Consider the following 12,538-nt stretch of genomic DNA (forward strand, 5'->3'; position numbering starts at 1 on the left):
ACCTTTGGATCCGTCCGGTTTTAAAAGGTGCAGACTAAATGTGGAGTTCCGGCCTCGTTGAGTTCCTCTTGGTGATGAGTGCAGTGGCAGTTCTGTCATCGCTGGCCCGTGCCGCACGTCCGGACCATACCCCCGCCAGAGTGACACGCAGTACGCGGCTGCACCCCCTCTTGCAACGCTCCCGCAAGACCTCAAAGCCTTACAAGCTGTTGGGGTAGGTGGGTATGATGTCCTTCAAACCCAAAACCCTGCGAAGGCAGATATTGCTGGGCGTTCTGGTCCCGGTATTTCTGATTCTGGCCGTTGGGTTGCTATTTGAAAGCTACGATCACCGCGAACACCTGACCGACAGCATGAACAGGCGGGCGGATCTGTTGGCACGCCTGGCGGCAACCGCAATGTCGCAACCTCTGTCGGAGTTTGACATACCCAGGGTGGAAGAAGCGCTGCAACAGCTTGCACACACGGGGCAGGTGGGTATCGCACAGGTGACCTGGCCGAACGGCGAAGACATCACGACGATCATCGCGCCGGACTACGTGCCAAATGCCGACGACGTGGTAAACACCCATACGATTACCCTTGTTCGCAATGGCCATGCAGAGGTTCTTGGCTATCTGCATCTCACTCTGCCCATAGAAACCATTACCGACCAGCTGATGGAGGCAACGCTCCATCACGCGCTGATCTCGGCCATCGTGTTTGTGCTGGTCACTGGCAGCGCCATTTTTGCCCTGTCCCGGATCTCTAAACCCCTGACCACCATTGGCCGCGCGATCGTCGATCTGCGCAATGGTCGATTGGATACCCGCATCCCCCACCAGCACCGCACGGACGAAATCGGGATGCTGGCACAGGCGCTGGAACAGATGCGGCGCAGCGAGATCGAAATGGAGGATCTTCGCGCGCAAAGCACCGAGACCGACCGACGGGAACGCAAAAGGATCCACCGCGCCCTGAAATCCACGCGCGACGGGGTCATCCTGACGGACGAAACCGGCAATGTCGTCTTCTCCAACGCCAATGCCGGTATCTTCTTTGCCGACGCCCGCGAGGGGGAGCGGCTGAACTTCCGATCCTGGCTCCCCGAGGAGGTGGCCGAACAGATCGAAGAACGAGTCGCCGCCGGGCAGGACTTTGCCGCGGAAGCCTGTGTGACCCATTTCAACAGCGGCGAGGAGCTGAACCTGCTGGTGCGCGGTGGTCCCATCCGCGACGAAGACGGGCTTTACCTGGGAACACTGCTGCTTGCGACCGACCACAGCGATCAGGCGCGACAGGCGGCACGGGTGAAATACCTGGCCGAACATGACAGCCTGACCGGGCTTGCCAACCGGCGCCTGCTGGAGCAGACCCTGGCAGACTGGCTGGATACCGGCGCGCAGGTCTCGCTCCTGTTGGCGGATCTGGATCACTTCAAGACCATCAACGACACTCTGGGTCATCCCACCGGGGATGCCCTGCTGAAAGTGGTCGCGGATAAATTCCAGGCCAGCAGCAGCAGTACCAACGCTCTGGCCGCGCGACTGGGCGGCGACGAATTCGCCATTGTCGTCAAAGGTGCAGACAGCGAAGACCGGCTGACCAATATCGCCAATTCCCTCGTCTATGACCTGTCCAAACCGCTGACCGTCAGCGGCAACGTCCTGCACACCGGCATGAGCGCAGGCATCGCCACCCTGGCCGGGCACGATGCCCGCGCCGCCGATGGGATTCGCTGTGCCGATCTGGCGCTTTACGAGGCCAAGAACAGCGGCCGCGGCCGGGTCGAGATCTTCCACAGGGATCTGGAAACCGCCATCAAGCGCAAGGCACTGTTGGAGCGCGAGTTGCGCGCGGCCCTGAAGGAAGACGGCATTCGCCCGGTTTTCCAGGTACAGACCTGCCTGAAAACCGGTGAAATCGTGGGGTTTGAAACCCTGGCACGCTGGCACCACCGGCACCTTGGCAGCATCTCTCCGGGCGAGTTCATCCCGGTTGCCGAGGAATGCGGTCTCATCCGCGAGCTGACCTATCAGATCATGACCCATGCCTTCCGCGCAGCGGCACGCTGGCATGACCTGGGCTTCAAGGGCCGGGTCGCGGTCAACCTGTCGCCAAAACTGTTCGGCTCGCAGGTGGATGAATTCGTCAACGATTGCCTCTATGAAACCGGTTGCCCCGCAAGCGCGGTAGAGGCCGAGATCACCGAAACCGTGGTTCTGTCCAGCGGCCAGTCCGCCCTGCGTGAAATCGAAGCCCTGCAACGGCTTGGCATCACCGTCGCCCTTGATGATTTTGGCATGGGCTATTCATCGCTCAGCTACCTGCAGAAATTCCCGGTGAACAAGATCAAAGTGGACGCGGCCTTTGTCTCGAAGCTGCCCGAGTCGGATGAAACCAAGGCCATTGTCGTGGCCATCGCCGAGCTGGGTCATGCCCTGGGCATGAGCGTCACAGGAGAGGGCGCTGAGACCGAAGAGCACCGTACCCTGCTGCAGGAATGCAATGTCGACTACCTGCAAGGCTACTTTGACGGCCCGCCCCTGGCCGAGCGCGCCGCGACCGCGCGGCTGTTTCCGGGCGCAGGGCTGCACCTGCAGATATCGGGCTGATCCGCAGGTCATCACCGGGTGATCATCACGCGATTGCCGTGCAGATCTATGTGATCTGATGTGACGGATGGCCCGGGCGGTATTTCCCTGAGACTTCCTGACCCTGATTCAAGGCCAAGGACCAGATTTCCGCCTCTTTGAGGTCGGAACACGTTGCCAGACGCAAAAAATCCGCTATCACCAGCCGGATCGTTTTTTGACCTCCCCGTCTGAACAGGCCCGTGTGAACAGGCCAGTCTGGACGGACCCGGCTCAACAGGAAGGAGTCCGCCTGTGAAATCTGCCACAGCGGATCAAAGCTTGGCCCCTTCGCCTCTCGGGGCCCTGGTGGAGTTGAAGGGCGTGACCCTGACCGCAGGCGCCAGACACGTCTTGCAGGATATCTCTTTTTCAGCAGCGGAGCCGCGGGTCGGGATCGTCGGGCGAAATGGATCCGGAAAGACCACGCTGGCGCGGGTCATCAGCGGCCTCGTCGCCCCCGACCAGGGCACTGCGCGCATTGAAGGCACGGATGTTTTCCGAGACCGCAAGGCCGCGCTTGGTCTTGTCGGCATCCTGTTTCAGAACCCGGATCGGCAGATCATCTTTCCCACCGTGGAAGAAGAGCTTGGATTTGGGCTGCGGCAGATGGGTCTCGACAAGGCAGATGCCGATGACCGCGTCAGCCAGATCCTTGCACGGTTCGGAAAATCCCATTGGGCAAAGGCGCCGACGCATCTGCTGTCACAGGGGCAGAAACAGCTGGTCTGCCTGATGGCGATCCTGTCCATGGCGCCGCGTGTCATCATCCTGGACGAACCTTTTGCGGGGCTGGACATTTCCACCCGCATGCAGCTGCAGAGAAGCCTAGACAGGGTGGATGCGCAGCTGTTTCACATATCGCACGACCCGCAGCACCTGGAAAGTTACGACAGGGTGCTCTGGATCGAGGCCGGCCAACTTAAGGCCGATGGCCCGGCACCGGAGGTGCTGCCCGCCTTTACCAGCCAGATGACCAAATGGGGGACGCAGGATGATCTCTCTGACCTCCCCGCTTGAAACCTGGGCCCATCGGGTTCCGGTCGGCTGGAAACTTGCCGCGCTCTCTGGCGCGACCCTCATGCTGTTCTCGCTGCAGTCGATCATCCTGCAGGTCGCCGCGCTGACCCTGGCCTTGATGCTTTATCTCAGTGCAGGTTCTCTGTTTGCGCGCAGCGGGCTGAAGACCCTGCGCATCCTCTGGCCCTTCTTCGCCGTTATCGTGGTATGGCACCTAATCGAAGGCACACCTCAGAAAGGTCTGATGATCGCCCTGCGCCTTGCCAATACGGTGGCGCTGGCCAACTTCGTCACCATGACCAGCCGCCTGTCGGACATGATCGATGTAGCCGCCTGGCTGCTGACCCCGTTTCGGCACATCGGGCTGAAGACCCGCGCCCTGGAGATCGCAATCGCGCTGGTCATCCGGTTTACCCCGCTGCTGGGTCGGCGCGGCGCGCAACTGATCGAGGCCTGGCGGGCCAGATCGGCGCGCCACCCGTCCTGGCGCATTGCCCTGCCTATGACCGTTCTGGCGCTGGATGACGCCGATCACGTTGCCGAAGCGCTGAAGGCACGGGGCGGCATTCACTGACATTCCCGCCTTGGCACAGTGACCGAGGCGCAAGAAAGGATCACAACACCATGGAACGTTCCGTTGCCTATATCGCTCTTTTTGCAGCGCTGACCGCCGCATTGGGTCTTGTCCCGCAGATTACCCTCGCCTTTGGGGTGCCGGTCACCGCGCAAAGCCTTGGCATCATGCTGTGCGGCACGGTTCTGGGCGCCCGCCGCGGGTTTCTTGCGGTGCTGCTGTTCCTGCTGCTGGTGGCTCTGGGCCTGCCGCTGTTGTCCGGCGGGCGCGGCGGCCTTGGCGTCTTTGCCTCGCCCACCGCGGGCTTCCTGTTTGGCTTTCCGGTCGCGGCCTTTGTCACCGGCCTGATCATGGAGCGCATGCGGTCGCTGCCGCTGCTGCCCATCGCCATCCTGGCATCGCTCCTGGGAGGGATCCTTGTGCTCTATCTGTTCGGAGTGAGCGGCATGGCCATCACGCTCGACAAATCCTTCACCGAAGCCGCCGCCCTGATCCTGATCTTTATCCCCGGTGACATCCTGAAAGCGGTGATTGCCGGTGTCCTGACAGCCGGTCTGGCCCGTGCCCGCCCAGGCAGCCTTCTGTCGCGCCCGGCCTGACCGATCCATCACAGCACACGGAGCGGGCTTTGCCGCCTGTTCCGTGTCGCGCCCGGGGGCCGCGCGACGGATCAAACCTGGGCGCGGCTCTCATCCCCTGTTTCAGATCCATATCTGCTGAAGTCCCGCCTGCGAGGGGTGATTTCAGACCTGCAGACTGTCGCTGAACGCGGCACTTTGTCCCCGATTTGCGCGCGACCATAAAGTCTTTGCAAAGGTTTCGATTCGATACTTACGCAGACGCGAACGGAACAGAGGCACTACAATTATGAATGGTGGAGCTCCCACTGGCGCAAAGACGCGCTTCCTTTCAATCGCCAATATGCGCATGAAGACAAAGGTCATGCTGGTTGCAGCCGGACCCTTGATCCTGACATTGTCGATCGGCGTGATCGCCAGCCTGAATCTCCATCGCATGGCTGACACGGACCGCTGGGTCACTCATGCCCATCACGTCCTGTCCGAAGCCGATACGGTTGTCTCCGCCGCGGTTGACATGGAAACCGGCATGCGCGGCTATCTTCTGGCCGGGCAGGCAGAGTTTCTGGCCCCCTATGAAACCGGCAGCACCGTCGCCCATGACACCCTGGCCAGGCTCCAGGACACCGTGAGCGACAACCCCGCGCAGGTCGCCCGCCTGAAAGAGGCTGAAGCGGTCTTGACCGAGTGGCAGGCCAAGATTGCCGAAACGCAGATCCAGCTGCGCCGCGATATCGGCGATGCGCCCACCATGAACGACATGGCTGCAGAAGTGAAAAAGGGCGCCGGGAAAGCCTATTTCGACAGGTTCCGAGAGTTGATCTCCAGCTTCATCGCCTTCGAAGAGGACTTGCTGGTAGACCGGTCGCGCGCCTTTGCGGATCTTACCAGCTTTGGCGATGTCAGCGGCAGTGCCGCCAATGATGCCATGAAATGGGTCGATCACACCCATCGGGTCATTGCCACGGCCAAAGATATCCTTGCCGCAGCCGTGGATATGGAAACCGGCATGCGCGGCTTCCTCCTGGCCGGGGATGAGGCCTTCATGACCCCCTTGAACACGGGCGCCGAGACATTCGACCGACTGGTCGCAGAGCTGTCCGAAACCGTCAAGGACGACCCGGAACAGGTCGCGCGTCTGGCGCAAATCAGCACGATCATCACCGAGTGGCGCGCAAATGCCGTTGCGCCAATCATCGACCTGCGCCGCGACATCGGGGACGCCAAGACCATGGATGACATGGCCGATCTGATCGGCGAGGCCCGCGGCAAGGTCTTTTTCGATCAGTTCCGCGCCATCATGGAAGACTTCATGGCCGTCGAAGAAGAGCTGATGGCAGAGCGCGAGGCCGCGAAGGCCGAGACATCCGCCATGACCGAAACCATGATCCTGGGCGCCGTGGCCACAGCCGTTATCGTCGGCGGTCTTCTGGCCTGGCTGATCGGCTCGAACATTGCTGCGGCTATCGTCTCTCTGACCCGCGCCATGACCGGCCTGGCGGATGGCGACAACACCGTGGAAATCTCCGGCAAGCGCCGCGGCGATGAAGTTGGCCAGATGGCCCGGTCGCTGGACATTTTCCGCCAGAAGCTGATCCGCGAAAAGGAACTGGAAGCGGAGCAGAAGAAACGCGACGCGGAACAGGGTGTGGTTGTCACCAAGCTGACCGAGCGCCTGTCGTTGCTGGCTCAGGGGGATCTGACCATCACCATCGACAGTGCCTTCCCTGAAGACTACGAACAGCTGCGGCTCGATTTCAACAAGACGGTCGAGAACCTCAACGGTACCGTTTCTCAGGTGGTCGAGTCCGCCGCCAGCATCCGCAATGGCGCGGCCGAGATCAGCCAGTCCTCGGACGACCTGTCGCACCGCACCGAAAGCCAGGCCGCAACCCTGGAGGAAACCGCCGCCGCCCTCGATGAGCTGACCGCAAGCGTGAAATCCGCCGCCGAAGGTGCGCGCAGCGTCGAGAACATCATGGACGAGGCCAAGCAGGAAGCCGAAAACAGCGGCACCGTGGTGCAAAGCGCGGTCTCGGCGATGACCGAGATCGAGCAGTCCTCGACCCATATCGCCCAGATCATCGGCGTGATCGACGACATCGCCTTCCAGACCAACCTCCTGGCGCTGAACGCCGGGGTCGAGGCTGCCCGAGCAGGCGAAGCAGGCCGTGGTTTTGCGGTGGTGGCCTCCGAAGTGCGCGCCCTGGCGCAGCGCTCCTCGGATGCGGCGATGGAGATCAAGACGCTGATCAGCGATTCCTCGCGCCAGGTGGAGCGCGGTGTGGATCTGGTCGGCAAGGCGGGCGAGGCGCTCAATAGCATCGTCGAGCGGGTGAACCATATCTCGAAACTGGTGACCGACATTGCCGAGGGCGCGGTGGAGCAGTCCACCGGCCTGGGCGAGATCAACACCGGCGTGGTGCAGCTGGACCAGGTGACCCAGCAGAACGCGGCGATGGTGGAACAGGCGACGGCGGCGGGTCACATGCTGAACAGCGACGCGACCAAACTGGCCGAGCTGGTGGCCCACTTCAAGATCTCGGGCGGTGGCGGCATCACGCAGCTGAGCGCGCCGAAAGCCGCCCCGAGCGCCCCGACGGCCCATGGCGACGACGACTGGGATTTCAGCGACGTCACCCCGGCCGCCGCAACCGGCACCGACGGCAATGCCGCCTTGGACAAGTGGCAGGATTTCTGATCCGGCGATACGTCCGACGCAAAGCAAGAGGGCGACCTTCGGGTCGTCTTCTGTCGTTCAAGCTGAGGGGAATGGTGCCCAGGAGAGGACTCGAACCTCCACGTCCATACGGACACTAGCACCTGAAGCTAGCGCGTCTACCAATTCCGCCACCTGGGCAGGTGTCGTGAAGCGGCGTATACGCATCGGCGGCAGGGGCGTCAAACGGATTCTTGCACCCATAGGTCGCGATGGCTCAGGATCGGCCTGACTGGGTCCTGCCACGCAGGGCAGATCGGTCAAACACCCGGTTGAATGGCTGTCATTTATGATGAAACTGCGGTTCGAGTCGAGATTTGCGCCTTGTTTGAAATGATCCGGGCCGCTAGATCGGATCTGGAGCAACTGTAGGAGCCAAAAGATGTCCAAGCTGGTTACGATCTATGGCGGATCCGGTTTTGTCGGTCGCTACATTGCGCGCCGCATGGCCAAGGAAGGCTGGCGCGTGCGCGTGGCGGTGCGCCGTCCCAATGAAGCGATGCACGTAAAGCCCTACGGGGTGCCGGGGCAGGTCGAACCGGTTTTCTGCAACATTCGCGATGATGCCTCTGTCGCTGCGGTCATGCAGGGCGCGGATGCGGTGGTGAACTGCGTCGGCGTGCTGAACGAGCTGGGCAAGAACACCTTTGACGCGGTTCAGGCCGAAGGCGCCGGGCGCATCGCACGGATCGCAGCCGACCAGGGTGTGGATCAGCTGGTGCATCTGTCGGCCATCGGTGCCGATGCCGAAAGCGACAGCGATTACGCCCGCAGCAAGGCCGAAGGCGAAGCAGCCGTGCAGGCGGCCTTCCCGTCCGCGGTGATCCTGCGCCCCTCGATCATCTTTGGCACCGAGGATCAGTTCTTCAACCGCTTTGCCGGGATGACCCGCCTGTCGCCGATCCTGCCGATCGCTGGCGGCGCAACCCGCTTCCAGCCGGTCTATGTGGACGATGTGGCACGGGCCGCGGTCGCCGGTGTTCTGGGCCAGGCCGAACCGGGCGTCTACGAGCTGGGCGGCCCCGAGGTGAAGACATTTGCCGAATTGATGCAGGACATGCTGCAGGTGATCCACCGCCGCCGTATCGTCCTGTCGCTGCCGCGTTTCGTGGCCGGGATCGTGGCGCTTGGCTTTGACATCCTGCAGTTCGTGAGCTTCCAGCTGATCGAGAACAAGGTGCTGACCCGCGATCAGCTGAAGAACCTCGGCCGTGACAATGTGGTCTCTGACGGTGCCAAGGGCTTTGCCGATCTGGGGATCAAACCGTCGCTGATGGGGCCGGTCCTGCCGGATTACCTGTGGAAATTCCGCCCCTCTGGCCAATATGACGAGATGACCGCCTCGGCCCGCAACCTGCGGGGCGACGCCTGAGGTCCGGCATGGATCACGGCAGGTAAAAAGACGAAGATAGATGGGCGCGGAGTTTCGGCTCCGCGCTTTTTCTTTCTCCGCATGCGGACGTGATCGCCTGGATCCGGGACGGCTGTTTGCGTCGCCCCGGCTGTCTGGCCTGTGATCAGAAGGTCATGGAGTAGCCGATCCAGAACCTCCGCCCTTCATCGGCGACCGGAATGAGCTGCCCAGTCAGGGGGTTGGTGCGCACGGATGTGCCGGTCGGGTTCAGCTGGTCGGTGTTGAACAGGTTGTCCACGGCAAAGCTGAATTCCCCCGGGCCGATGTTCTTGGCCATGCGGAGGTTCACGCGGGTGGTCTCCTCCAGTACCTGAACACCGGGCTTGCCGCGTTCGCCGGTATAGACCACCTCACCGGCAAGGCGCAGGCCGTTGGCAAAGATGTAGTCGCCATAGAGCGTGGCCTTGATCGGAGCGCCGATCCGGTTGTTCGGCAGCCAACTGTCGGTGCTGCCATCACCCGTGGTATCGGTGCGCCCTTCAGTGAAGGAGGCGGCGATCCCGAGGTTCAGCGCATCATTGACCGCGAAATCGGCAATGGCCTCGGCACCCCAGGTCTCTTCCCGTTGCTGGGTGATGGTATTGGTGGCGGAGTCGAAGACGGTGCCCTCGTCGGATTCGGCATAAAAGGCCGAGGCCTCGATCTGGAAGCGGTTGCCGCTGTGGCGCAGGCCCAGTTCAAAGGTATCCACGATCTGCGCATCCGGCCCGATCGAGGCAAAGGACACGGTCTGCCCCGGCAGGAAGGGGTTCGCCGCCATGGCGCGGCGGGTGAAGGCGCCCACATCCGGGAGCGAGAAGCCCTGCGAGAAACCGGCGAATAGGCTGGTGGCCGGGGTCAGGTGGTAGACAGCGCCCAGGTTGAACACCACGGCGTCATACTCGAAATCGCCTCCGACGACAGTGACGGCAGGCAGCACGGCCGGGCCGCCCGCGGTCAGCTGCACCGCATCCGGGCGGGTGAAATTGTCGACGCTGAGGTCAAAACGTTCATAGCGCAGCCCGCCGGAGAGTTCGAAATCGCCCAGCTCTGCGTCGACCTGGGCAAACAGGGCGACGCTGTTCTGGGTCATCGGTGCGATCACGTCCTGACCGTCCAGCAGGGTCTGGCGGACATCGTCGCGGCCCAGATCCAGTCCCCAGGTGAGCTGGGTTCCGGCGCCGATCTGCGACCGGACGGTCGAGCGCAGACCATAGGTTTCGGTGTTGAGCTGGCTTTGTGCCAGCGGGTTCTGCGCGGGGTTGACTGTGCTCACCGGGTAATAGAGCGGGTTGGCGATGCCTGCGGGCACAAAGGCGGCCTGACGGCTGTTGTCGGTGGCATAGGCCTGCACTTCCAACTCACCGATGGCCAGGGCAGAGTTCTGGTACTTCAGCGTCAGCGCATTGGTTTCATCCTTTACGGGCGCACCGCTATAGGGCTGCGTCGTGTCGACGCTGACCGGGTTGGTCAGGTAGTTGGAGAAGAACTCCGGCGTCTGCTCGTAGCGGTTCACATCCAGGCTCAGGTCAAAGCGATGGGCATCGACGGTATAGTCGGCGGCAATGCCCAGGGCGTAGTTCCGGTTGTTGTCACCGCCGCCCTGGCCCACCAGCGGGTCAGAGGGCAACTGGCGCCCTGCGCCGTCGTAACGGTCTCCCATGCCCTTGGTGTTGAGTTCCAGCCGCAGGCCCAGGTTATCAAGGCGCCGGTCATGGGCCAGGAACAGCTCATATCCAAGGCTGCCCGAAGGATCCTCATCCTGGGCCGACAGGCGGGTGATCACCTGGGTCTGGTTCACGTCGCCCGCCTGTTTGGTGACGATATTGATGGTACCGCCGGTGGCACCATTGCCGAACTGGGCGTTGGATCCCTTGATGATCTCGATCCGCTCGACCGAGTTGGGGTTGATCAGGGCCAACTCGCGGTCAAAGCCACGCAGCTCGCTGGTGCGGGCCACGCCGTTGATCAGGATCTGGATGTTGCGGCCGCGCAGGGTCTGGCTGGCGCCAGAAACCGTCCCGTTGGAGACCGACAGGCCCGGGACCAGGTCCGACAGCAGCTTTTCCAGGGTGTCGCTGGTGGCGATCCGGTCCTCCAGATCGGCGCTGGTGATGACCTGGACCGTGCCGGGAATGGCCGAGGCTTCGGAGTTGCTGCGATACGCCGTCACCACGATCGGGTCCAATACGACCACCGATCCATCGGCCTCCTGGGCTGCCAGCGGTGCCGCAGCAAAAAGGGTGGTCAGCGCACTGCCAGCCAGCAGCAGGTTATTCGTTCTCATTGACGTTTCCTTTGGTTGGTGTCCTCCGGAGTGGCTGGCCGATCAGGCTGGCTTGTGCAGCTTGGTGCGCTCCGGGTGTGATTTTGCGAGAAGAACCAGCGCTGCCATGCCGGTGACGAGCGACAGGGCGCAGGCCGTCCAGAACACGAGCGCATATCCCAGGGCCTGTGCCATCACCCCGGCCGCCATCGACCCGGTCATATAGACCAGCAGGTTTGCGCTGGAGAGAATGGTGAAATCGGTCCCGGCCTGGGACAGGGAGGAGACCCGCATGAAGGCGGTGTAAAGCCCGGTGATCTCCATATAGCGACAAAAGGTATTGGCCATGGATAGGGCGACCAGCACCTCATGCGGCATCCCCTGCATGGCAGCCAGGGCAAAAAGGGCAAAGATCAGGGTGCGCAGCGCAACCAGCATGGCAAAGAACAGGCCCAAGCCCCAGCGATTGATGACCAGCATGCCAAGGCCGGCACCCACCAGCCCGACCACAGCCGCCGAGCCGCCGGAAATCAGGCCGATCAGCGACAGGGAAAACCCGGCATCCACCAGGAAGCTCTGCTCCAGCGCCTTGATCAGCCCTTCGGGCAGGCGAAAGATCAGGGCAAACCCCAGGGCCGCCCAGGCACCGGGGCGGGCAAAGAAGCGGCGCAGCCGGGGGCGCTGCTGCTGTTGGGCAAGATCGGTGTCGATCCTGCGTCCCAGATGTTCGGGGACGGTCAGAAAGGCGGTGACGGCAATCATCGAACATATGCCTGCGGTCAGGACGGCCGTCTGCCAGCCTGCAAGTTCATACAGGACCAACGTGCCGGAGCCGCCGAAAAGAACCCCTGCGGCCACGGCGCTGCTTTGGATGGCATTGCCGCCCGATTGCGCCTGCGGCGGCAGATGTTCGACCGCGTAGCCGTCTGAGGCGATATCCTGCGTGGCCGAGGCCAGTGACATCACGAACAGAAGCGGAAAGAACAACCCGATATCGGCAATCGGATCCAACAGGGCCAGGCGCGCGACCACGGCAAGAATTGTCAGCTGGGCCGCCAGGATCACCCCCTTGCGGCCAATTCGCGGATGTTGCGACAGCCGGTCGATCCAGGGCGCCCAGAACGCCTTGACCACCCAGGGCAGCATCAGAATGCCGAGGCCCCCGATCACCGACAAGTCAGCGCCGCGTGCCCGCAGAATGGGCGGCAGGGCTGCGGCCACCAGGTAAAGCGGAATGGCCTGCGCCACATAGAGCCCGGTCAGCGCCGCATAGACCCGCGCAACGGGTTTGTGGCGCTGCGCGCCGCTGCCGCGCAGATCCGTCCTGGTTTCCAACATGCCTGTTTGCCTTGCGTCCAATATTCGAAATCAGGCTG

The 12,538-nt window shown here is 62.5% G+C and carries 8 protein-coding genes and 1 tRNA gene; 6 read left to right on the forward strand and 3 right to left on the reverse strand.

Features of this window, described 5'->3' with window-relative positions; genetic code table 11:
- The first annotated feature begins 227 nt into the window (after positions 1-227).
- From PXK07_RS13265 to PXK07_RS13285, 5 genes are all read left to right on the forward strand, one after another.
- Positions 228-2,594 carry a putative bifunctional diguanylate cyclase/phosphodiesterase gene (locus PXK07_RS13265; protein WP_274848802.1) on the forward strand — a complete coding sequence of 789 codons (2,367 nt, stop codon included), beginning with the start codon at positions 228-230 and terminating at the stop codon, positions 2,592-2,594.
- 273 nt (positions 2,595-2,867) lie between these two features.
- Positions 2,868-3,632 (forward strand): energy-coupling factor ABC transporter ATP-binding protein, encoded by a 765-nt coding sequence (locus tag PXK07_RS13270; protein ID WP_274848803.1) that lies wholly within the window; start codon positions 2,868-2,870, stop codon positions 3,630-3,632.
- Complete coding sequence (locus PXK07_RS13275) at positions 3,607-4,206, forward strand: energy-coupling factor transporter transmembrane component T family protein (protein ID WP_274848804.1); 600 nt, start codon at positions 3,607-3,609, stop codon at positions 4,204-4,206. The genes PXK07_RS13270 and PXK07_RS13275 overlap by 26 nt, the downstream gene beginning before the upstream one ends.
- Before the next feature lie 50 nt (positions 4,207-4,256).
- Positions 4,257-4,805, forward strand: coding sequence for a biotin transporter BioY (locus PXK07_RS13280; protein WP_274848805.1), 549 nt, complete (start codon positions 4,257-4,259; stop codon positions 4,803-4,805).
- A 343-nt stretch (positions 4,806-5,148) separates the two neighbouring features.
- On the forward strand, positions 5,149-7,485 hold the full coding sequence (locus PXK07_RS13285) for a CHASE3 domain-containing protein (protein WP_274848806.1): 2,337 nt from the start codon (positions 5,149-5,151) through the stop codon (positions 7,483-7,485).
- Positions 7,486-7,557: 72 nt separating this feature from the next.
- On the opposite strand, the gene PXK07_RS13290 is transcribed toward PXK07_RS13285, so the two are convergent.
- Positions 7,558-7,644 (reverse strand) — tRNA-Leu (locus PXK07_RS13290).
- A gap of 241 nt (positions 7,645-7,885) precedes the next feature.
- On the opposite strand from PXK07_RS13290, the gene PXK07_RS13295 reads away from it, so the two are divergent.
- Positions 7,886-8,875, forward strand: a complete 990-nt coding sequence (locus PXK07_RS13295; RefSeq protein WP_274848807.1) for a complex I NDUFA9 subunit family protein — start codon at positions 7,886-7,888, stop codon at positions 8,873-8,875.
- Between the two features lie 145 nt (positions 8,876-9,020).
- Here the strand turns inward: PXK07_RS13295 and PXK07_RS13300 are convergent, their stop codons facing one another.
- Complete coding sequence (locus PXK07_RS13300) at positions 9,021-11,183, reverse strand: TonB-dependent receptor (protein WP_274848808.1); 2,163 nt, start codon at positions 11,181-11,183, stop codon at positions 9,021-9,023.
- Positions 11,184-11,225: 42 nt separating this feature from the next.
- Positions 11,226-12,500 (reverse strand): MFS transporter, encoded by a 1,275-nt coding sequence (locus PXK07_RS13305; RefSeq protein ID WP_274848809.1) that lies wholly within the window; start codon positions 12,498-12,500, stop codon positions 11,226-11,228.
- Positions 12,501-12,538 lie beyond the last annotated feature (38 nt).

The sequence above is a fragment of the Phaeobacter sp. QD34_24 genome (assembly GCF_028890115.1).
Taxonomy (GTDB): Bacteria; Pseudomonadota; Alphaproteobacteria; order Rhodobacterales; family Rhodobacteraceae; genus Phycobacter.